Source organism: Paenibacillus sp. FSL L8-0435, from assembly GCF_037965655.1.
In the GTDB taxonomy this organism is placed as follows: domain Bacteria; phylum Bacillota; class Bacilli; order Paenibacillales; family Paenibacillaceae; genus Paenibacillus.
In genome coordinates, this window is record NZ_CP150185.1 from 5,853,342 (window position 1) to 5,874,887 (window position 21,546).

14 protein-coding genes, 15 tRNA genes and 2 rRNA genes are annotated in these 21,546 nt (G+C 47.1%); 1 reads left to right on the top strand and 30 read right to left on the bottom strand.

Annotated features, from left to right (window positions below):
* Positions 1–115: 115 nt before the first annotated feature.
* The 12 genes from NST33_RS26085 to NST33_RS26140 all read right to left on the bottom strand — a co-directional run bounded on the left by NST33_RS26085 (position 116) and on the right by NST33_RS26140 (position 10,571).
* A complete protein-coding gene (locus tag NST33_RS26085) occupies positions 116–1,699 on the bottom strand; it encodes a peptide chain release factor 3 (protein ID WP_221823680.1) in 1,584 nt (527 codons plus the stop codon).
* A gap of 352 nt (positions 1,700–2,051) precedes the next feature.
* Positions 2,052–2,450 carry a DoxX family protein gene (locus NST33_RS26090; protein WP_024634146.1) on the bottom strand — a complete coding sequence of 133 codons (399 nt, stop codon included), beginning with the start codon at positions 2,448–2,450 and terminating at the stop codon, positions 2,052–2,054.
* A 357-nt stretch (positions 2,451–2,807) separates the two neighbouring features.
* The gene (gene zwf / locus NST33_RS26095) at positions 2,808–4,358 is read right to left on the bottom strand and encodes a glucose-6-phosphate dehydrogenase (protein ID WP_221823657.1); all 1,551 of its coding nucleotides are present in this window, start codon (positions 4,356–4,358) and stop codon (positions 2,808–2,810) included.
* Between the two features lie 215 nt (positions 4,359–4,573).
* Complete coding sequence (locus NST33_RS26100) at positions 4,574–5,323, bottom strand: YwmB family TATA-box binding protein (protein WP_221823659.1); 750 nt, start codon at positions 5,321–5,323, stop codon at positions 4,574–4,576.
* A gap of 203 nt (positions 5,324–5,526) precedes the next feature.
* Positions 5,527–6,195 (bottom strand): response regulator transcription factor, encoded by a 669-nt coding sequence (locus NST33_RS26105; protein WP_091020933.1) that lies wholly within the window; start codon positions 6,193–6,195, stop codon positions 5,527–5,529.
* Entirely contained in the window at positions 6,137–7,252 is a 1,116-nt protein-coding gene (locus NST33_RS26110) for a sensor histidine kinase (protein ID WP_221823661.1), read from the bottom strand. Before NST33_RS26110 ends, NST33_RS26105 begins: the two co-directional genes overlap by 59 nt.
* Before the next feature lie 31 nt (positions 7,253–7,283).
* Positions 7,284–7,931 (bottom strand): cell wall-active antibiotics response protein LiaF, encoded by a 648-nt coding sequence (gene liaF, locus NST33_RS26115; protein ID WP_091020935.1) that lies wholly within the window; start codon positions 7,929–7,931, stop codon positions 7,284–7,286.
* A gap of 150 nt (positions 7,932–8,081) precedes the next feature.
* On the bottom strand, positions 8,082–8,789 hold the full coding sequence (locus NST33_RS26120; protein ID WP_017692315.1) for a PspA/IM30 family protein: 708 nt from the start codon (positions 8,787–8,789) through the stop codon (positions 8,082–8,084).
* A gap of 1 nt (position 8,790) precedes the next feature.
* Complete coding sequence (locus tag NST33_RS26125; protein WP_091037976.1) at positions 8,791–9,300, bottom strand: PspC domain-containing protein; 510 nt, start codon at positions 9,298–9,300, stop codon at positions 8,791–8,793.
* A gap of 17 nt (positions 9,301–9,317) precedes the next feature.
* On the bottom strand, positions 9,318–9,551 hold the full coding sequence (locus NST33_RS26130) for a PspC domain-containing protein (RefSeq protein ID WP_017692313.1): 234 nt from the start codon (positions 9,549–9,551) through the stop codon (positions 9,318–9,320).
* Positions 9,552–9,555: 4 nt separating this feature from the next.
* Positions 9,556–10,227, bottom strand: a complete 672-nt coding sequence (locus tag NST33_RS26135) for a PspA/IM30 family protein (protein ID WP_017692312.1) — start codon at positions 10,225–10,227, stop codon at positions 9,556–9,558.
* 35 nt (positions 10,228–10,262) lie between these two features.
* Positions 10,263–10,571, bottom strand: a complete 309-nt coding sequence (locus NST33_RS26140) for a hypothetical protein (RefSeq protein ID WP_017692311.1) — start codon at positions 10,569–10,571, stop codon at positions 10,263–10,265.
* Positions 10,572–11,126: 555 nt separating this feature from the next.
* Between NST33_RS26140 and NST33_RS26145 the strand changes: the two genes are divergently transcribed.
* The gene (locus tag NST33_RS26145; RefSeq protein WP_221823664.1) at positions 11,127–13,517 is read left to right on the top strand and encodes a helix-turn-helix domain-containing protein; all 2,391 of its coding nucleotides are present in this window, start codon (positions 11,127–11,129) and stop codon (positions 13,515–13,517) included.
* A 486-nt stretch (positions 13,518–14,003) separates the two neighbouring features.
* Here NST33_RS26145 and NST33_RS26150 read toward each other — a convergent pair whose 3' ends face one another.
* The 18 genes from NST33_RS26150 to NST33_RS26235 all read right to left on the bottom strand — a co-directional run bounded on the left by NST33_RS26150 (position 14,004) and on the right by NST33_RS26235 (position 21,355).
* Positions 14,004–14,930, bottom strand: coding sequence for a class I SAM-dependent methyltransferase (locus NST33_RS26150; protein WP_221823665.1), 927 nt, complete (start codon positions 14,928–14,930; stop codon positions 14,004–14,006).
* 169 nt (positions 14,931–15,099) lie between these two features.
* Positions 15,100–15,178 (bottom strand) — tRNA-Leu (locus NST33_RS26155).
* A gap of 6 nt (positions 15,179–15,184) precedes the next feature.
* A tRNA-Cys gene (locus NST33_RS26160) sits at positions 15,185–15,258 on the bottom strand.
* Between the two features lie 6 nt (positions 15,259–15,264).
* Positions 15,265–15,339, bottom strand: a tRNA-Gly gene (locus tag NST33_RS26165).
* A gap of 4 nt (positions 15,340–15,343) precedes the next feature.
* Positions 15,344–15,418: transfer RNA gene (locus NST33_RS26170), tRNA-Gln, on the bottom strand.
* A gap of 22 nt (positions 15,419–15,440) precedes the next feature.
* Positions 15,441–15,513 (bottom strand) — tRNA-His (locus tag NST33_RS26175).
* A 29-nt stretch (positions 15,514–15,542) separates the two neighbouring features.
* A tRNA-Trp gene (locus tag NST33_RS26180) sits at positions 15,543–15,616 on the bottom strand.
* Between the two features lie 6 nt (positions 15,617–15,622).
* Positions 15,623–15,708: transfer RNA gene (locus NST33_RS26185), tRNA-Tyr, on the bottom strand.
* 9 nt (positions 15,709–15,717) lie between these two features.
* A tRNA-Thr gene (locus NST33_RS26190) sits at positions 15,718–15,793 on the bottom strand.
* 20 nt (positions 15,794–15,813) lie between these two features.
* Positions 15,814–15,889: transfer RNA gene (locus NST33_RS26195), tRNA-Phe, on the bottom strand.
* Between the two features lie 16 nt (positions 15,890–15,905).
* Positions 15,906–15,983 (bottom strand) — tRNA-Asp (locus tag NST33_RS26200).
* A 27-nt stretch (positions 15,984–16,010) separates the two neighbouring features.
* Positions 16,011–16,084: transfer RNA gene (locus NST33_RS26205), tRNA-Met, on the bottom strand.
* A 17-nt stretch (positions 16,085–16,101) separates the two neighbouring features.
* Positions 16,102–16,177: transfer RNA gene (locus NST33_RS26210), tRNA-Val, on the bottom strand.
* A 67-nt stretch (positions 16,178–16,244) separates the two neighbouring features.
* Positions 16,245–16,316: transfer RNA gene (locus NST33_RS26215), tRNA-Glu, on the bottom strand.
* A 9-nt stretch (positions 16,317–16,325) separates the two neighbouring features.
* Positions 16,326–16,417, bottom strand: a tRNA-Ser gene (locus NST33_RS26220).
* Between the two features lie 3 nt (positions 16,418–16,420).
* A tRNA-Asn gene (locus NST33_RS26225) sits at positions 16,421–16,496 on the bottom strand.
* Positions 16,497–16,562: 66 nt separating this feature from the next.
* Positions 16,563–19,490 (bottom strand): 23S ribosomal RNA (locus NST33_RS26230).
* 312 nt (positions 19,491–19,802) lie between these two features.
* Positions 19,803–21,355: ribosomal RNA gene (locus NST33_RS26235) — 16S ribosomal RNA — on the bottom strand.
* Together the 16S and 23S rRNA genes with 15 tRNA genes alongside form the textbook arrangement of a ribosomal RNA operon.
* Between the last annotated feature and the right edge of the window lie 191 nt (positions 21,356–21,546).

A 21,546-nucleotide genomic window follows, 5' to 3' on the forward strand; every position in this document is an offset into this window, starting at 1 on the left:
GATCCCTCCGCCAATCGGCGGAGGGATCTTATTTTTAACAAGCTCTATCTCATCACATGAGCTTGTCACGTTTAACTAACCTTTTAACAATCCCACGAAATACTTTTGTCTTTACTTAAGGCGCAGTCTCCAGGAATTCAGCTGTAGGATTTTTATCCATAGCCGTTCTCATTGCGTACTCATTTTCGAAGAGCACCACATAATTCCCTTTTTTATCTTTTACAAGTGCAGAGTTAATCCGGAATTTGCTTGGGTCCAGATTCTCGTCCACAATCCAGCGAGCGAACTGATAAGGCATGCGCTGCAATTGCACGTCTACCCCGTACTCGCCTTTCATCCGGTATTCAAATACCTCGAATTGAAGTTGACCAATTACGCCGAGGATTGTCTCGTCGAAACTTGCCGTCTGGAACACCTGAATGGTTCCTTCCTCCGTCAACTGATCAATTCCTTTTTGGTACTGTTTATGTTTTAACGCATTTTTCACAGTAACTTTGGCGAAAATCTCTGGTGAGAACGTTGGCAACTCCTCAAAGACCACCTCGCTGCCTTGACTCAGTGAATCACCAATCCGGAAGATACCCGGATCGAACAAACCGATAATATCGCCAGCATACGCTTCTTCCACAATATCCCTGTCTTGTGCCAGGAATTGCTGTGGCTGTGACAGCTTGATCTCTTTGCCCACACGAGTATGCTTCACACTCATTCCACGTTGGAACTTGCCTGATACAATTCGCAGGAACGCAATACGATCCCGGTGTGCCGGGTTCATATTCGCTTGAATCTTGAACACATAACCGCTGAATTTCTCATTCGTTGGCTGAATCTCTCCTGCCGTACTGCGACGTGGTTCAGGCTTCGGTGCCAGTTCAAGGAAATTCTCCAAGAAGGTCTGTACGCCGAAATTGTTGATCGCACTACCGAAGAAAATAGGGGTCAGTTCGCCGCGTTGAACTTTCTCCATGTCGAATTGGTCGCCCGCGATATCCAGCAACTCCAGATCCTGACACAATTGATCATGCAGGTATTCTCCTGCCATCTCACGGATAATTGGATCTTTGTAGCCGTCTACCTTTTGTACTTTAATCGTCGAGTGATCGTCCCCTTGGAACAATTCCACCTGATTTTTCATCCGGTCATAGACACCGCACAGCTCGCGACCTGTACCAATAGGCCAGTTCATCGGAACCGAACGAATACCCAGTACATTTTCAAGTTCTTCCATCAGGTCAAATGGGCTTTTACCCTCACGGTCGAGTTTGTTGATAAACGTAAAGATTGGAATGCCACGCTTCGCACACACCTGGAACAACTTGATTGTTTGGGCCTCGACACCTTTTGCCACGTCAATCAACATCACCGCGCTATCGGCAGCCGTCAGTGTACGATACGTATCTTCACTGAAATCCTGGTGACCCGGTGTATCCAGAATGTTAACGCGATGATCCAGATAATCAAATTGCATTACGGAAGAAGTAACCGAGATCCCCCGTTGTTTCTCAATTTCCATCCAGTCACTTGTTGCGTGTTTGCTGGCTTTCCGAGCCTTTACCGTTCCCGCAAGGCGAATCGCGCCCCCGAACAGCAACAGTTTCTCGGTCAATGTAGTTTTACCCGCATCCGGGTGAGAGATAATGGCAAACGTCCGGCGTTTGTCCACTTCCTGTTGAAGAATTTCATTTGCAGCTTTGCTCATAGGTTTAATCCCTTTCGTCCGTTCATTCACGTTAATCCGGCATGGCCGGTCCATCATTCAATCTTTATGCAATCCGGCGAGGCCGGTTGATTGTACACGAGTTTTTACGTACTAGGTATTTACTCACTAGATTAATTTTACACATTTACAATGGAGTTCATCCTCCTCAAATCTGTGCTTTCATGCATACCGTGAACTGCTTCTTAACCCAACTCTCCTATTGTACCATAATCTGTACTGAAAATAACCGATTACTACCGCAGATTCTTCTCTTTTCACTTGCAAAAAAAAGCACCCTTCAGCCATTTTCCATGGCATCCAGGCACTCCTCATTCATTTTTATTTTTCGGGTTTAGAAAATCAATGCATCCAGCGCGTATTGTCCGCCACCCGTCAGGGCCAGCGCTACACCAATCACCAGAATCGCGAGATTATATTCGAATCCGTTCTGTGTGGACCAGTAACCGTTCGCACCATGGACTTTCACAATCGCAATGACCATCGTCAATGCAATCAGAATGCCACCTACTGGTGTAAGCAGACCCAGAGCCAACAGCAATCCGCCACCGAATTCCGCAAGTCCAGCCAGTAACGCCACCAATGCACCAGGCTTCATGCCCATCGACTCAAACCAGCCGCCTGTACCCTTGATCCCGTAACCTCCGAACCAACCAAACAGCTTTTGAGCCCCATGCGCCATGAACGACAATCCAATCACCAAACGAATCAACAACAACCCTACATCCAACATCATTTTCTTTTTCCTCCATTCGATATATACAAAATAGTATTCTTAGATTAAAGATATTATGCATATTTTTTTCATGATTCTCTTTGTCGCAAACCCCTTCAACTGGTTTACATTTTATCTCATGAATGATAACTTATCCGAAACGTTTGCCCGAATGAAGTTTGTCATTTGCGTAACTCTTTAACTCATGTGTTGAGTATAAGTTACATACTTACTTTTTGTCAACAACTTAATTTAAATTACTTGTTTCCTTATGATGGATACCTACCTTTCCCCCGCTAAAAAGCCTGGGTACACCGCAAAATTTGCGATTTCCCCAGGCTCAGTCATCTTGTGTATATTGTTAATGCCCTTACCCTAACCATTCACTTGCCAGATCACGCTGTCCTCGTCCTGACCATTCACCGGCCACCAGTGGAATCCGTCCTGCTCCAGTAGCTTATCTGTCGCTTCTGGCCCCCATGTTCCAGCAGGGTACGTATGAAGCTCTCCCTGATTCTGTCCCCAGGCTGCTGCAATCCGATCCACAAAGGACCAGGCTGTTGCCACTTCATCCCAACGGGTAAAGTACGTAGAATCCCCCTCTGCAGCATCGTGCAGCAGACGTTCATATGCTTCAGGCGAGTTAATTCCAATCATGCAGCTCTGACAGAAATCCATTGCGAGTGGCTGAATCTCGGAATCTGAGCCTGGTTTCTTGGCATTGATTTTGATATATATGCCTTCCATCGGATTCACCCGAATAACCAGCAGGTTCGGTTCGAGCTTATACTTTTTCCCAAGGTACACGTTGTTTGGCATCGACTTGAACTCAACTACGATCTCGGTTGTTTTCACCGGAAGACGCTTGCCTGTCCGAATGTAGAATGGAACACCCGCCCAGCGGAAATTATCCACGAATACACGTGCTGCAAAATAAGTCTCCGTATTCGACTGTGGATCAACCTTGTCTTCCTGGCGATACCCCGGAAGCTGCTTGCCACGGTACTCCCCTTCGGAATACTGTCCCCGCACAACGTTGTTGCTCACTTCATCATCCGAAGTAAAGGCTCGCAATGAGCGCAATACCTTCACCTTCTCATCCCGAATATCCTCCGGGAACAGGCGACTTGGTGGCTCCATCGCAATCATCGTCAGCATCTGAAGCATATGATTCTGCCCCATATCACGCAGTGCACCGGAGTGATCATAATAACCGCCACGTTCTTCCACGCCTACTGTTTCACCGAGCGTAATCTGAACGTTGGCAATATGTTTGTTATTCCAGAGCGGTTCAAAAAAAGCATTCCCGAAGCGGATCACTTCGATATTTTGCACCATCTCCTTGCCCAGATAATGATCAATCCGATAGATTTCCTCTTCACGGAATACCTCACGAATCTGCTCATTCAGATGTTCAGCGGATTGCAGATCATAACCAAATGGTTTTTCGATCACCAAACGGTTCCACCCCTGACTGTCCAGCATACCGCCGTCCCGCAAACTGTACGAGACACTGCCAAACAGCTCAGGCGCCAGTGCCAGATAGAACAGCCGGTTCCCCGGCGTGTTAAACTTTGATTCCAGATGCTCCGTCTGCGCACGCAGCTCTTTGAACCCTTCCACATTATTGATATCCAGTGCTTTGTATTCAAAATGCTCGACAAAAGCGTTCCACTCATCAGGTTCCCCCGCTGGATAACGGCAGAATTCCTTAATGGATTCATAGATGTCTTCCCGGAATTCTTCTGGGGACCTCGGACGACGTGCTACGCCAATAACCGCAAAGTCTTCTGCAAGCTTGCCTTCGCGGTAAAGACTGTAGATAGCCGGAAACAGCTTCCGGCGGGCCAAATCACCCGTTGCTCCAAAAATGAAAAATACTGCGCCTGGTGTCTGTACTTCATCTTGCAATTGTTTTTCAACCATGGGCTCCTCTTTCTTCCGGGAAGATAACCTTCATGCTCTCCCCGAGCTATGTAATGGTGTTATATATGCACGACATACAACTGTCAATTACCAGCAAGTTCCTTCTTGGATGTGATGCCATTTTAGCATATCAACTGAATGGATGCACTATTTCAAACTCATTTTTCTGATAAAGATTCTCAATATTGGGTCCCAATTCATGAAAAATTCATCCCTTAATATTCAATCGTAATCACCGGAAACCCCACTGTAATTCGATTATCGACCTCTTCCCCAACTTGGTGAACTGCCAGTTGCATATTCAACATATGCGAGCCACTCTTGATCGACAATGGCAGCTCAGCCGCCTTATAAGAGACACTTGCAGTGCCTGCATCTGTATAACGTTCGACGGAGGTGATATCCACCTTTATGGACAGCTGTTCTTCGATCAGTTCCAATTGCTGACTCGCATCATGTTCAGTAGCAGTACCTGCTGTACCTTGCACAGACATATTCCAGGTTGCCTTCATGCCTGAATCTACAAGCAGTTGGCCGATCTGTTCATGTACTGTCATTAATGCCTTCCGATCCGTGTGGGCATCCCCTGAAAGTTGTACGATGGCGTAGTAGCCGTTATCTCCTGTCTCGACGACATTAACCAACATCCCTGTTGCTCCAGTAGCCTCATTGACAACCATCTCACTGCGATACACATCATGGCCCGTCTGGCGTACCCGCACAGGTGGTTCAAGCCCCAAGTGACTTGCCAGTAACACGGCCTGCGCTTGTGCATCTCCCTTGCCTTCTCCTTGCCATTTAATAACCAGACGATCAACATTATCAATCATGCTGTCAGCAGTATCGATTAACTGTTCCAGTTGGGCTGCTTTGGGTTCGTTTTTCTCTGCGTATACCTGTGTCACACCGATAAGAATAATGATTGCTATTGCCAATATACCTGCTGTTATCCAACGATTTAACATTCGAATCCCCCGCTCTTTCTTGCATTCTATGAATCTATCAACAGCATGCCCCTTTCCCACATTACCTATACTTCTTCTGAACACAACAAAAAAGCCCCACCCGCCACATGCATGGCAGATCGGAGCTTTCCATTCTCTATAACTTCCGCACATTAATGCACGGTTCTTTGGCTTAATGATGTTATAGCATATAGTTCTTGTTATTACTCTGCAAGTCCGTTTTTATAAGCATAGATCGCAGCCTGTGTACGGTCGTCTACGCCCAATTTTGCCAGTAGGTTGGTAACATGGAATTTGACCGTCTTGATACCAATGATCAGATCATCAGCGATGTCCTGATTCGATTTACCTTTGGCGAGCAACCGGAGCACATCCATTTCACGGTCTGTCAACTCATCATGCAAAGGAGCTGCTGCCTGTGGCTGCCGGAACCGATTCATCATTTTCGAAGCCACCTGTGACTCCAGAACGGATTGTCCGCGAGCGGCTGCGCGAATCGCATCTGCCACTTCATTGGCTCTTGATGTTTTCAACAGATAACTGAATGCGCCTGCTTCAATGACAGGATACATTTTTTCATCATCCAGGTAACTGGTCAATACAATGACTTTGCACTCCGGATACATTTTAAGTACCTGACGAGTAGCCTCAATGCCATCCATTCCTTCCATAACCAGGTCCATCAGAACAACATCAGGCTTATATTCCTGTGCGAGCCGAATGCCTTCTTCTCCACTACCTGCTTCACCAACAACTTCAATTCCATCTTCGGTATCCAGTACCGCTGCAAGACCAATACGTACCATCTCATGATCATCCACGAGCAATACTTTGATCGACGTTTCCGTCTCCGTTTCGACTTCCGGTTCCATTGACATGTTCTTCCTCGCTTTCATCGTTCATCAAAGGTATCGTAATCTCAATCCGCGTTCCCTTACCAGGCGCTGTTACAAATTGTATGGCTCCGCCAATCTCCGTAACACGTTCACGCATGTTAGCCAGACCGTAGGAAGCTTGTTTATTCTCATCCAGATCAAAGCCTTGCCCATCATCACGAATCAATACCCGGATCGCATCAGTACGGCGCTGGATCCGTATCTCCATTTTTTCCGCTTTTGCATGTCGTAATGTATTGGACATAGCCTCCTGGACGATTCGAAACAGATGATTTTCGATGCCTTTGATCAGATCAATGTCTTCGTCCATTTCGAACACAATGTCCATGGGTACTTTGGTTTTCAGTTCCATCACCAGATCACGCAGACCTTGTTCGAGATGTTTACCCTCCAGATAGACTGGCCGCAGATGTAACAGTAGCGCACGCATCTCGGACTGAGCTACCGAAGCCATCTCCTCAATCAAAGCCACCTGCCGCTGAGCACGTTCAAAATCCTTCTCCATCTTCCGTCCAACGGCCGTTGCTGTCATGGATATCGCGAACAATTGCTGCGATACCGCATCATGCAGTTCCCGTGCCAAACGCTGCCGCTCTTCCACAATAGCCGTAATTCTGGCTTGTTCAGCAAGCTGTGCATTATGAGTAGACAATCGCTGGAGCGAAGATACCTGATCTTCCCACTTTTTGCCGATTCGTCCGAGTTGGTCACTTAGACGACCCACATCATCATCGCCCAGATCAGGTACAGTGCGTGATAGAGAGCCCTTCTCCCACAGTAGAAGTGTTTCCCGCAGCAGTTCAAGCCGGCGTTTAACCCGGTAACTCTGATAGAACCCAAAGACCGCACCGATTCCAATCAGAAGCAGCAATAAGGCCAGACCCGATTGAATCAGATGGCGCCAGCCTGTAAACGGAGCAAGATAACCATATGTATACAATACATACAAAATAACAGCGAGCACAATGAAAACCAGGAGGATCCCTTCACCCATACTTCGGGTTACCATGTCGGTATGTCGTTTTGTCTTCATCGGGGTCTCCTCCTTCTCTTCATCTATATTACTACGGATTACTGATGCTTAGGTCGCCAACTATATAAGAAATGACAAATTTTGCTTTATGTTCACTGGATTCATATCCAGGTGTTCTCCATACTAATTTGTTCATCATACCGCTATCTTGTTCTCCAAGAAGATTAATCCGGCCGAAAAGAACCGATGCTTCAATCTCCACACCATAATCTTCTGGTAGCGTAAGGCGAACATTACCCATAACTCCTTGCAGCAGCACAATTGTTTGTTTCTCCTCCGGAATCGAAAGAGATAGATCGGCGTTAACCTCACCTATGGCATGCCACAGACTCATACTACGTAACGTCCAGGATGATTGATCCCAGTAGTACCGAGCCATGAAATTCTGTTTCTTCATAACGCCTTCGTCCAGATGAATCTTTTTGTTTTTTGAATAAAAGTAAGCTAACGATGCCAGTACAATCAAAAATACAATCATTAAATTATCCAGCAATAACAGTGCCGCACCAATGCCAAGATACCGATGACCTTTGCGGGTATCCCCATTGCGGACTTGAAGCATTCCAACCGTTAACAGAATCAGTGCGGCAGCGGTCAGGAAATTAATATTGTCATTCAATAACATCATTGTGCCAATAATCATAATGACAACTGCAAGCCATTTACTCTTTTGATTCATCCCCGCCGCACCTCCTCTGTAAGTTAATCTCTCTTTATTCAACGGAAAAGCCATACCAGGCAATGAAGTCCTGTATGGCTTAACTTTTGTTCTACCAACCGTACATTATACACGATTTATAGAATATCATATTGTCCACTAAGCGAACAGTTATTCTTTTGAAGTTCCGTTCGCTTCATTCTTGGAACCATTGCCCATTTTGTTCTTGAGGGCTTGTAATTGCTGGTCCACTTTGAACTGTTTTTCCACATCTACAGGATTTGTGTACGTGGATGATGTGTTGCGATAAGGTGCACGAGCTACGTCAGCTTCAGCTTCCAGCTGCATGATTTTCTCTTCCATGCGGTGGAATCCAAGTGATGCGCCGCCACTTTCGATCGAATGCAAGCTGTTGATGGAAGACATTTGTTTTTTGGCTTTTGCCATTTGTGCACGGGATACAAGTTCATTACGTTTGTTACGCATTTTGTAGAACTCATCTTTCATATCATGCAACTGTTGCAACAGATCTTTTGCTTGTGCTTCGGACTGTGCATGCAGTTCGCTGTACTCCGTAATTTTTTGATCAAAGTAGATTTTCTCTTCCAACAACTTGCGTGCCACTTCTTCCTGACCGTTAGACAGAGCAGCTTCTGCTTGGGACTCACGTTGTACCGAAGTACGCTCTGCTTCATCCAAACGTTGTTTCATGCGACGCTCATTTGCCATTTGTTTGGCAACAGTTACCTCTGCCTCATGAATCTCTGCCTCCATATCACGCAAGTACTGGTTCAACATTACAATCGGGTCCTCTACTTTATCCAACATATCATTTACCGATGCTTTCGTCATATCCTTAATCCGTTTAAATACTCCCATTTTACTTTTCTCCCTTCTCGTAACGAGATAATTTTTGGCGAAGCTCTTCAACTTCTTTTTTCAGTGCTTTTTTCTCGATATCTTTCATCATGGAATCAAGTTCACTTTCTTGCGGTGCACCTGCTCCGTAGGCGTTGTTGTCATAAGAACGCGGACCAGATTGGGGTCTGCTGTTGTATCCAGGGCCGGGACCGAAGTTACCAGGACCTTGTTGGTTGTGATTATTTTGAAAAGGACCTCTTGGTGGCTGGTGATCATAGTTGTTGTATCCTCTGCCAGGACCAGGGCCTGGGCCCGGACCGTAGCCATATGGATCATAAGGCGGATACGGTTCTTTTGGTACCACCAGTGCTGCAATAAAGTATATTAACAACGACGTGCCGCCAGTTACGAAGATACTGATAACAAAGATGATACGCAGCAGGGTGGAATCCATTCCGATGGTTTCGGAAATTCCGCCGCACAAGCCGGTTAACATCCGGTCACGCGTTGAGCGGTATAATTTGCTCATGTGCTTGCTCCTTTCGTTTACTTATATCCTCTTACGTTGGAATCATAAGCATATGGATCAACGTGATTGGATTCCTTTGGTACGACCAATGCAGCGATGAAGTAGATCAACAATGATGTACCTCCCGTAGCGAAAATACTGATGAAGAAGATGATACGTAGCAGCGTGGTACTCAATCCGAGATTTTCAGAAATGCCGCCGATCAAACCTGTTAGCATTCGATTACGCGCCGAGCGGTATAATTTACTCATGTGACTACTCCTTTCTGTCATTGTTCAATTTCTGTCTTAAGCGCTCCAGTTCCTTATCCAGCGTAGAGGATGACATGCTGCCAGTCACTCCTGAACCATCTTGATTCATCCGCCGGATATCGCGGAGACTTTGTGCTTCATATTCGAGATCAGAGACTTGATCATCCAGTCGGTTAAACATACGGGGTACATTCTGACCGTTGTGGTTGCCTCTCTGGTTCATACGTTGTTGTAACTGAATCGTCTGCATACGAGCGTAGTAATATTGGCGTTTGCTGTATACATTCTGATATTCAACCTTCAGCTGGTCGATCTGTTCATCCAGCTCCTGTAATGCCGCATAACTTTGTGCATACAATTCATTGTACTGTTCCATTTTTTCCTCGTGGAGGATTTTCTCCTGCAAGGCCAGCTTAGCGAGATGTTCTTCCCCTGCTTTCAGAGCCATGGAAGCCTGCTCTTCCCGTTTGTTCACCATACCTGCTGCCTGATCGGCTTGTTGTTTCATTTGTCTGGTATGGCTTGCATATTGATGACGAAGTTTCTCGGCTTCACCGATGTCTTGGCGGGTCGAGACCAGGAACTGATCAATCAGTTTGACTGGATCCTGACTTTGCTCCAAATGTTCGTTCAGATTGGCTACGGTAATATCCCGCATTCGACGAAATACACTCATTATGTTCTGTCCCTCCTTTTCATAATCGTGAAAGCTTAGTACCGACCACGACGACTGCGGTTATTGCTTAGCATTGAGATACCAAAGATGATTAACCCGATCGCGATGATCGGTCCGATCAACCATGCCAGTTTACCCATCAGTGAGATGATACCGATGATGAGAACAATCCAGCCAAGCATCACATTCCCTCGTTTAACTCCGTAATATCCCAGTGCAATCATCAGGACCGGAATCAGATAACCCATTAAGTGTCCAAGAAGTGGAGTTAACTTTCCGAAGAGGAGTAGTGCTCCCAGCGCAATCAATACAATCGCCCAGCCATTTCCCTTATTCAATCTCATAATTGTTGTTCACCGCCCTTCCATTCGTTCGTTTTAATGTGTTGAGTCATTTGTTCGTTTGTTTCTTGTTTTTTGCTTCTGTGTTTCTTGTTTAACCTTATGTCCTTATTCTAGGGGATTCCGCGACTTTTCAAAACAGACCGTGGACGGTTTTTCATCCTAGACTCAGGTCGGGGATCTAGTTGGACCTTTGACTGTCCCTATATAAGACCAACGTTCCACCTAAGCTGAATAGCACTCCAGATAGCTTCTATTCCCCGTATTCAGGCTCTACTTCACCCGATATCACCAGGTAGAGAGAATGATGTCCATGTCTCTATTTACGTTCACACTGCAATTTCGTTTCTCATGATTCCGTATTGGATAGTCAGTCCAAGCCGTTTCTCTAACCTTTTCTGCAAAATCATCTATCAGCAATCCCTTATCTCCACTTCTATACCCTCTCATAAAATTACTTATTTATCCAAATAAACAAAATTTAGATTGTTCTATATGTAAGCGTTTACTAAAATAGAAAGTGTTACTATTTCTAATGTCAGGGGTGGAACTGAAACTGTGCGACCAATCAGCTATCTCCATAAAATGATCATCTTCGGAATCCTGTTAAGCACCCTGCCCATTTTGTTAACGGGAATTGCCGCATTTATCTATTCATCAAACCAAACTGAGCTGCATCGTATGCAGGCCAACAGACAGTTGCTGGAACAAATGCAATCCAACGTAGAACACAAACTCGCTACAGTCAGTTATATGCTTGATCAGGCCGTTCGCTCTCCAGTAACCCTTCGTTCCCTGTCTGCTTCTTCTTCACTAGAAGGGAAAGGACCTTTGCTTGCCGACAAGCTGCAGAGCGAATTTCAGAATATGAGGTCATGGGAACCTTTGCTGGATATTACTCTGGTGAATCAATCTCAGAATTGGCTTATTGATCATGCCGGATTATATCGTAATACGGATTTTCCACTGGCTCTTCCCATGAAGGAATTGATTTCGGATACGTTAACTTCTGGATGGCAGCTCTCCCCTTCATCGGTATTCAGTAATGATGAGCGTTCACCCGGTACAGGCTGTATCTATCATATTGCCCTTGCGAGATCTATTCCGAATCTGAATACGTCTTCCGATGCTGCCCTGATTGCGGGAATTCCTGCATGTTCTTTGCAAAATACACTAGGCGAAGCCTCCTTAGGCAATGCTGCCTCAGGACTGATCATTTTGAATCGGGAACAACGTATCTTGGTGCATCCCGATCCTGTATACATTGGACAACCGTTGTCTGCCATTGGATTACAGGATCGGGATACGGAAGCCAACATAACCAAGCTATCACCCATCACATTTTCAACGGGTTTTGAAAAACGGGAAGTTAAGATCGCCGATACACATTATTCTCTGACGTATAGCCCTTCTACCTTAAAAGGATGGACTTATATTCTAATCTCACCTACCAATATTCTGACACAAGAATATATCGATATCGGATTACACACCTTGTATATCAGTATCTTCTTACTTTTACTTTCATTATTACTCGCCTGGCTCGGCTCCAAGCGAATGCATGTCCCGATTCGTATACTTTTAACCCAACTTGGTGACAACCACCTGTCCAAAGAAGGAAACACGGTAGCTCAGCAATCACCACCATTTTCTGATGAGTTCGAACAGATCAGAGCAGGGGTCTCACAATTATCTGCTTCTCGCTCCCAATTAGAGAACACACTTAATGTGCATCTATTGCAGATTCGCAATCATTTTATGATGAATCTGTTCCAGGGTAAGATCCCTGTTCATACTCTTCATGGCACCCTGAATGAATATGGCTACACGCATCAGGTTCGGGAATGGCAACAAATTGCTGTTATTACACTACAGGCCGATCTTGTTAATCATACAAAATATAGAGCTAGTGATCGTGACCTCTTATTATTCGCTATTCAAAATATATTGGAGGAAACGGTTGTGCATAACCAACAATTGCTTCCCATTGTGCTGGAACATACGGTAGTCACGGTGATTGGGACCGTTGAACAGGATCAGTTTATTTTTTCACAGCAGCTATATGTATTAACAGAGCAGTTACAACAACAGATGGATAAGATTCTGGCTCTTCAAGTCAGTATAGGTTTCAGCCAGCCGCACAGCTCTCTACATCACATCCCTCAAGCTTACACAGAAGCCATGGAAGCACTGAGGCATCGGATGAAGCTGGGAACAGGCATTATTTTTCAATATGAGAACATAGATCATTACGCTCCCACTTGGTCCATGACCTACCCGGAATCATTGGAATATTCGTTGATCCAAGCTATTCAAAATGCGGACGAAGTCCAGGCCTCTGCTCTTTTGCAACAACTGCTTGAAGTGATCTTTGGTATGGAGGTTACACCCGAGGAGTATGAGGTGGCTCTTACGAGGCTACTCACACATATTTTGCAAATGACTCAGGAATCCGGCATACGACTCGGACAGATCTCCCAAGGTCGTGGCTCGATGTTTCATGAACTTCATAGTTTGCAGTACGCTGCTGAAGTTGAGGATTGGTTTAAACATCAAGTCATCTTGCCCATCATCCAGGTTTTTAAAGCAAGACAGTATGCCCAGTATCAGCATATATCTGAGAAGATGATTGCCATGATTCATCAAGATTATGATAAGGATCTGACGCTTGAGGAATGTGCCTTGAAGCTTCACTACAATGCCAACTACTTAAGTAGTGTCTTCCGCAAAGAGACAGGCTGTGCATTTAGTGAATATCTGACCAAGTACCGATTTAATATCGCTAAAAAATGGCTGGACGAAAGTGATCTAACCGTTAAAGATATCGCAGCACGACTTCGGTACAACAATCCGCAAAACTTTATCCGATCATTCCGTAAATGGGAAGGAATCACCCCCGGTCAGTATCGGGAGCGTAAGCAAAAAGCAGAAGTGTCGAACAGAAATTAGAAAAAGGAGCACGATTGTAAGTCGTACTCCTTCGGCCAGCTTGGACACCTCTCCATATGGTTCCCCGAACAAGGCTCGGACCTGTGACAACTCGATTAACCGTCGAGTGCTCTACCAACTGAAATATCATGGAATATGCTTCAGAGATCATTCTCTGAAAACTAGGTCTGTGTTTTGCTTTTCGTTGTCTCGATGTTTGAATAAAGATTGGCTTTAGCCATGTGCAGTCTCATGAAGCAGCTTAACATCTTCAAGTAACCGAAGATGTTGTTTAGTATAGTCAATTAATTATTCGCTTCAAAAAAAGAGGGAGCACATATCTGCTCCCTTCACTTACAATTTCATTTCTATAATCTTAACTTCATATGTTTCACACGTGCATCTTCTTGTGGTGGCGGTGCAATGCTTGCTAGCGTTACCTCAGACGTAAGACTAAGTTGCCACGTCTCTATTCCTGATCCTCAGACCGTACGCAGCTTATACGATTTATCGTTTATCCTTAGTGCAAACTGTTTTCATATTGGGCTGCTCAAGTTGAATTAGAATTTTACCAAACCTTGCTCCGTGTGAGAAGGTCACCGTACTATCCTTGTATGTATCTCGGATATACTTCTCAGCCAATCTGAGAGAATCTTCATCCGATGGTAACTCATACGTATTAAGCCATTCTGGCAGCTTCTCTACAACATCTTCCACCGGTACTTCAAATGAGTTAACTTCTCTCGTAATGATCATGGTGTATGAATACCCCTTCAAATACAACAATTGTTGAATATAACCCATATCACCGGCCTTATATGAAGAAGTTACCCCCAGTATATCCTTAAGTTCATCCATTAGTGTGTGTTCCTTCTGTCCCGCCATAGTACTTATATACACATACTTCCGGGCACAATTGATCGCCTGCTCGATCGTTTCCCAATCCGACATCGCCGGACACATGGATGCAAATGCAAAGTCATATTTCTTCTCCCAGCCTTTATCCTGAATAGAGATTTCCTCATATCGTTCGTTTACGATTTCGATTTTGGATTCCAGAGCTGAAGGTATCGTCTCTTTCATAAGGGAGACAAGCAACTCAGAAGGCTCAACTGCGGTCACACTTGCACCCTTCTCCGCAAAAGGAATGGTAAATATGCCTGAAGCGGCTCCAATGTCCAAAATGGATAACCCTGCGAATTCCACACCCTGATTCTCAATCCAGCCCATAATGCGCTCAGAACGCTGCTTTCCTTCTTCAGTGAACGACTGTGCATGATAATCCCTGGCCCAGCGCTCAAAAACTTCTTCTGTATTAACGGGGGTACTATTCTTCTTATATTTTGAATTTCTCGGACGATTCTTCCATGCCTCTTCCCATACAGAAAGATCAAATAAGAGATCGGTATCCGATACATTTTTTCCATTAGTCACTCTACTTCACTCCTTTATATTAAAGACTTTACTTATCTACAATATACTGAATATAATCATACGTCAATCTTTATTAACGTCCAACTATCCTTACAATACAAAAAAGCAATTTATATAAAATAAAAATAGCCCTACACATTGCATAAGCAACATGTAGGGCTATTCAATATACCGGCGAGAGGACTCGAACCTCCACGGTTTCCCACTCGATTTTGAGTCGAGCGCGTCTGCCATTCCGCCACGCCGGCATATGCTGGAGGCGCCACCCAGATTCGAACTGGGGATAAAGCTTTTGCAGAGCTGTGCCTTACCACTTGGCTATGGCGCCATATTTTGGAGCGGACGACGGGAATCGAACCCGCGACCCTCGCCTTGGCAAGGCGATGCTCTACCGCTGAGCCACGTCCGCATAATGGCTGGGGATATAGGATTTGAACCTATGCATGACGGAGTCAAAGTCCGTTGCCTTACCGCTTGGCTAATCCCCAATAAAAAATAAAAAAACAAAGGGGCGATCGAGGGGAATTGAACCCCCGAATGCCGGATCCACAAACCGGTGCGTTAACCACTTCGCCACGATCGCCACAAAAGGTTATTTTCTAAAAAGTTAATTGGCAGGGGCAGCAGGAATTGAACCCACACCAACGGTTTTGGAGACCGTTGTTCTACCTTTAAACTATGCCCCTAAAAACTGGTGGAGGATGATGGATTCGAACCACCGAACCCGTACGGGAGCAGATTTACAGTCTGATGCGTTTGGCCACTTCGCTAATCCTCCAGGATTACATGGTGCCGGCGAGAGGACTTGAACCCCCAACCTACTGATTACAAGTCAGTTGCTCTACCAGTTGAGCTACACCGGCGTATTACATAGTGTTATAAATGGTGGCTCGGGACGGAATCGAACCGCCGACACGAGGATTTTCAGTCCTCTGCTCTACCGACTGAGCTACCGAGCCTTACTAAAATAAAAAATGGCGGAACCGACGGGATTCGAACCCGCGATCTCCTGCGTGACAGGCAGGCATGTTAGGCCAACTACACCACGGTTCCAGATCACTTTCTCAAAGGAAAGTATAATTGCGGGGGCAGGATTTGAACCTGCGGCCTTCGGGTTATGAGCCCGACGAGCTACCGGGCTGCTCCACCCCGCGTCGTTATAAAGTTTATATGGTGGAGGCTGAGGGGATCGAACCCCCGACCCTCTGCTTGTAAGGCAGATGCTCTCCCAGCTGAGCTAAGCCTCCGAACAACACATTTATGATCATATCATAATCTTGTTGTAAAAATCAACTTCTTTTTTTGAAGTTATTATGACCCGTAGGGGATTCGAACCCCTGTTACCTCCGTGAAAGGGAGGTGTCTTAACCCCTTGACCAACGGGCCTTAATATTATGGCGGAGAGAGAGGGATTCGAACCCTCGAGACGCTTGTGACGCCTACACGATTTCCAATCGTGCTCCTTCGGCCAGCTCGGACACCTCTCCATATGGCTCCCCGAACAGGGCTCGAACCTGTGACAACTCGATTAACAGTCGAGTGCTCTACCAACTGAGCTATCAGGGAATATGCTTCAGAGATCGTTCTCTGAAAACTAGATTCGAAACGAAACATGCGAATTACAACTTGCTATTGGATAAGCCCTCGACCGATTAGTACTGGTCAGCTCCATGCATTGCTGCACTTCCACCCCCAGCCTATCTACCTCGTCGTCTTCAAGGGGTCTTACATACTGGGAAATCTCATCTTGAGGGGGGCTTCACGCTTAGATGCTTTCAGCGTTTATCCCGTCCGTACATAGCTACCCAGCGGTGCTCCTGGCGGAACAACTGGTACACCAGCGGTACGTCCATCCCGGTCCTCTCGTACTAAGGACAGCTCCTCTCAAATTTCCTACGCCCACGACAGATAGGGACCGAACTGTCTCACGACGTTCTGAACCCAGCTCGCGTACCGCTTTAATGGGCGAACAGCCCAACCCTTGGGACCTACTTCAGCCCCAGGATGCGATGAGCCGACATCGAGGTGCCAAACCTCCCCGTCGATGTGGACTCTTGGGGGAGATAAGCCTGTTATCCCCAGGGTAGCTTTTATCCGTTGAGCGATGGCCCTTCCATGCGGTACCACCGGATCACTAAGCCCGACTTTCGTCCCTGCTCGACTTGTAGGTCTCGCAGTCAAGCTCCCTTATGCCTTTGCACTCTTCGAATGATTTCCAACCATTCTGAGGGAACCTTTGGGCGCCTCCGTTACTCTTTAGGAGGCGACCGCCCCAGTCAAACTGCCCACCTGACACTGTCCCCGCACCGGATTACGGTACCAGGTTAGAACCTAGATACGATCAGGGTGGTATCCCAACGTTGCCTCCACACAAGCTGGCGCTCATGCTTCAAAGGCTCCCACCTATCCTGTACAGATCGTACCCAAATTCAATATCAAGCTGCAGTAAAGCTCCATGGGGTCTTTCCGTCTTGTCGCGGGTAACCTGCATCTTCACAGGTATTAAAATTTCACCGGATCTCTCGTTGAGACAGCGCCCAAGTCGTTACGCCATTCGTGCGGGTCAGAATTTACCTGACAAGGAATTTCGCTACCTTAGGACCGTTATAGTTACGGCCGCCGTTTACTGGGGCTTCGGTTCACAGCTTCGGGATTACTCCCTAACCACTCCCCTTAACCTTCCAGCACCGGGCAGGCGTCAGCCCGTATACTTCGCCTTACGGCTTCGCACAGACCTGTGTTTTTGCTAAACAGTCGCTTGGGCCTTTTCACTGCGGCCCCCTCGTGCTATTCACACTACCGGGGCACCCCTTCTCCCGAAGTTACGGGGTCATTTTGCCGAGTTCCTTAACGAGAGTTCTTCCGCGCGCCTTAGAATACTCTTCTCGCCTACCTGTGTCGGTTTGCGGTACGGGCACCATCACCTGGCTAGAGGCTTTTCTTGGCAGTGTGAGATCATGACCTTCGCTACTGTAATTTTCGCTCCCCATCACAGCTCAGCCTTACAATGTGCGGATTTGCCTACACATCAGCCTCACTGCTTAGACGGACATCCATCAGTCCGCGTCACTACCCTACTGCGTCCCCCCATTGCTCATAACGGCTTACGGTGGTACAGGAATTTCGACCTGTTGTCCTTCGACTACGCCTTTCGGCCTCGCCTTAGGTCCCGACTTACCCTGAGCGGACGAGCCTTCCTCAGGAACCCTTAGGCTTTCGGCGGATCAGATTCTCACTGATCTTTTCGTTACTCATACCGGCATTCTCACTTGTATAATGTCCAGCGCTCCTTACGGTACACCTTCAACCCTTATACAACGCTCCCCTACCCCTGATGCAAAGCATCAAGCCATAGCTTCGGTGGTGTGTTTAGCCCCGTTACATTTTCGGCGCAGAGTCACTCGACCAGTGAGCTATTACGCACTCTTTCAATGGTGGCTGCTTCTAAGCCAACATCCTGGTTGTCTGTGCAACTCCACATCCTTTCCCACTTAACACACACTTGGGGACCTTAGCTGATGGTCTGGGCTGTTTCCCTTTTGACAATGGATCTTAGCACTCACTGTCTGACTCCCGGAAGTAAGTCTATGGCATTCGGAGTTTGACTGAGCTTGGTAACCCTTGCGGGCCCCGCACCCAATCAGTGCTCTACCTCCACGACTCTGTTTTCCGAGGCTAGCCCTAAAGCTATTTCGGGGAGAACCAGCTATCTCCGAGTTCGATTGGAATTTCTCCGCTACCCCCACCTCATCCCCGCATTTTTCAACATGCGTGGGTTCGGGCCTCCAGTGCGTGTTACCGCACCTTCACCCTGGACAGGGGTAGATCACCCGGTTTCGGGTCTACGTCCACGTACTAAGTCGCCCTATTCAGACTCGCTTTCGCTGCGGCTCCGGCTCTTCACCTTAACCTTGCACGGGAACGTAACTCGCCGGTTCATTCTACAAAAGGCACGCCATCACCCCTAAAACGGGCTCTGACTTTTTGTAAGCACACGGTTTCAGGTTCTATTTCACTCCCCTTCCGGGGTGCTTTTCACCTTTCCCTCACGGTACTGCTTCACTATCGGTCGCTAGGAAGTATTTAGCCTTGGCAGATGGTCCTGCCGGATTCATACGGGGTTTCACGTGCCCCGCACTACTCGGGATCCGTCTCGGAGGGAACCAACTTTCAACTACAGGGCTTTTACCTTCTTTGGCGGGCCTTTCCAGACCTCTTCGCTTAACCGGTTCCTTTGTAACTCCATGTGAGACGTCCCACAACCCCAAAGAGCAAGCTCTCTGGTTTGGGCTTCTCCGCGTTCGCTCGCCGCTACTGACGGAATCACTATTGTTTTCTCTTCCTCAGGGTACTTAGATGTTTCAGTTCCCCTGGTATGCCTCTACATAACCTATGTATTCAGTTATGAGTAACTGGAAATTACCCCAGCTGGGTTTCCCCATTCGGACACCCCCGGATCAAAGCTTGCTTACAGCTCCCCGAGGCAGTTTCGTTGTTCGCCACGTCCTTCATCGGCTCCTAGCGCCTAGGCATCCTCCGTGTGCTCTTAGTAGCTTAACCATTTTGTTCCGGTTTTGACTGCTCGCTTCCCTTGTTTTGCTTGCGCAAAGCCAAAAGTCGCTCTCACCCGATACCATCACAAAAGCAATTTGACTACCGTTTTTATTGAAACTTGTTTAACACAAGTTCAGCTAAAAAGGAATGTTCTAATTCGCGTTTGTTTCGTTTCGATATCTAGTTTTCAAAGAACAAGCTCCATGCAAAAGCAAGCTGTTTGAGAGTTTGAGCTCTCAAAACCGAACAACGAGTGAGTGTTTTTGCAGCTAAGCTGCGTATTTGAATGTTTCCGTTGCAGGAAACGATTCTCCATAGAAAGGAGGTGATCCAGCCGCACCTTCCGATACGGCTACCTTGTTACGACTTCACCCCAATCATCTATCCCACCTTCGGCGGCTGGCTCCTTGCGGTTACCCCACCGACTTCGGGTGTTATAAACTCTCGTGGTGTGACGGGCGGTGTGTACAAGACCCGGGAACGTATTCACCGCGGCATGCTGATCCGCGATTACTAGCAATTCCGACTTCATGCAGGCGAGTTGCAGCCTGCAATCCGAACTGAGACCGGCTTTGTTGGGATTGGCTCCATCTCGCGATTTCGCAGCCCGTTGTACCGGCCATTGTAGTACGTGTGTAGCCCAGGTCATAAGGGGCATGATGATTTGACGTCATCCCCACCTTCCTCCGGTTTGTCACCGGCAGTCTATCTAGAGTGCCCACCCGAAGTGCTGGCAACTAAATATAAGGGTTGCGCTCGTTGCGGGACTTAACCCAACATCTCACGACACGAGCTGACGACAACCATGCACCACCTGTCTCCTCTGTCCCGAAGGAAAGGTACATCTCTGTACCGGTCAGAGGGATGTCAAGACCTGGTAAGGTTCTTCGCGTTGCTTCGAATTAAACCACATACTCCACTGCTTGTGCGGGTCCCCGTCAATTCCTTTGAGTTTCAGTCTTGCGACCGTACTCCCCAGGCGGAGTGCTTAATGTGTTAACTTCGGCACCAAGGGTATCGAAACCCCTAACACCTAGCACTCATCGTTTACGGCGTGGACTACCAGGGTATCTAATCCTGTTTGCTCCCCACGCTTTCGCGCCTCAGCGTCAGTTACAGCCCAGAGAGTCGCCTTCGCCACTGGTGTTCCTCCACATATCTACGCATTTCACCGCTACACGTGGAATTCCACTCTCCTCTTCTGCACTCAAGTCACCCAGTTTCCAGTGCGATCCGGGGTTGAGCCCCGGGATTAAACACCAGACTTAAATGACCGCCTGCGCGCGCTTTACGCCCAATAATTCCGGACAACGCTTGCCCCCTACGTATTACCGCGGCTGCTGGCACGTAGTTAGCCGGGGCTTTCTTCTCAGGTACCGTCACCTTGAGAGCAGTTACTCTCCCAAGCGTTCTTCCCTGGCAACAGAGCTTTACGATCCGAAAACCTTCATCACTCACGCGGCATTGCTCCGTCAGGCTTTCGCCCATTGCGGAAGATTCCCTACTGCTGCCTCCCGTAGGAGTCTGGGCCGTGTCTCAGTCCCAGTGTGGCCGATCACCCTCTCAGGTCGGCTACGCATCGTCGCCTTGGTGAGCCGTTACCCCACCAACTAGCTAATGCGCCGCAGGCCCATCCCCAAGTGACAGATTGCTCCGTCTTTCCAGTTTCCTTCAGGCGAAGAAAACAATTATTCGGTATTAGCTACCGTTTCCGGTAGTTGTCCCAAACTTGAGGGCAGGTTGCCTACGTGTTACTCACCCGTCCGCCGCTAAGTATCAAGGAAGCAAGCTTCCTATCAACTCCGCTCGACTTGCATGTATTAGGCATGCCGCCAGCGTTCGTCCTGAGCCAGGATCAAACTCTCCAATAAAGTATTGAAAAGAGCGATAAGCTCATTTTGAATCTGACGAGATTAAAAATCTCATTTGTGCTCCAGTCGATCCAAGCCAAGGCCTTCTCAACTTTCGCGTTCATTCTGCAAGCAGAATGTTCACTCACTCGTTGTTCAGTTTTCAAAGATCAAACACGATTTGTTTTACTTCTTTTTCGTCTCAACCAAGT

Bases quoted from the DNA above. Each gene is read 5' to 3' on its own strand.
- NST33_RS26085 (WP_221823680.1), bottom strand. From the start codon at position 1,699: ATGAGCAAAGCTGCAAATGAAATTCTTCAACAGGAAGTGGACAAACGC.
- NST33_RS26090 (WP_024634146.1), bottom strand. From the start codon at position 2,450: ATGTTGGATGTAGGGTTGTTGTTGATTCGTTTGGTGATTGGATTGTCG.
- zwf (WP_221823657.1), bottom strand. From the start codon at position 4,358: ATGGTTGAAAAACAATTGCAAGATGAAGTACAGACACCAGGCGCAGTA.
- NST33_RS26100 (WP_221823659.1), bottom strand. From the start codon at position 5,323: ATGTTAAATCGTTGGATAACAGCAGGTATATTGGCAATAGCAATCATT.
- NST33_RS26105 (WP_091020933.1), bottom strand. From the start codon at position 6,195: ATGGAACCGGAAGTCGAAACGGAGACGGAAACGTCGATCAAAGTATTG.
- NST33_RS26110 (WP_221823661.1), bottom strand. From the start codon at position 7,252: ATGAAGACAAAACGACATACCGACATGGTAACCCGAAGTATGGGTGAA.
- liaF (WP_091020935.1), bottom strand. From the start codon at position 7,931: ATGAATCAAAAGAGTAAATGGCTTGCAGTTGTCATTATGATTATTGGC.
- NST33_RS26120 (WP_017692315.1), bottom strand. From the start codon at position 8,789: ATGGGAGTATTTAAACGGATTAAGGATATGACGAAAGCATCGGTAAAT.
- NST33_RS26125 (WP_091037976.1), bottom strand. From the start codon at position 9,300: ATGAGCAAATTATACCGCTCAACGCGTGACCGGATGTTAACCGGCTTG.
- NST33_RS26130 (WP_017692313.1), bottom strand. From the start codon at position 9,551: ATGAGTAAATTATACCGCTCGGCGCGTAATCGAATGCTAACAGGTTTG.
- NST33_RS26135 (WP_017692312.1), bottom strand. From the start codon at position 10,227: ATGAGTGTATTTCGTCGAATGCGGGATATTACCGTAGCCAATCTGAAC.
- NST33_RS26140 (WP_017692311.1), bottom strand. From the start codon at position 10,571: ATGAGATTGAATAAGGGAAATGGCTGGGCGATTGTATTGATTGCGCTG.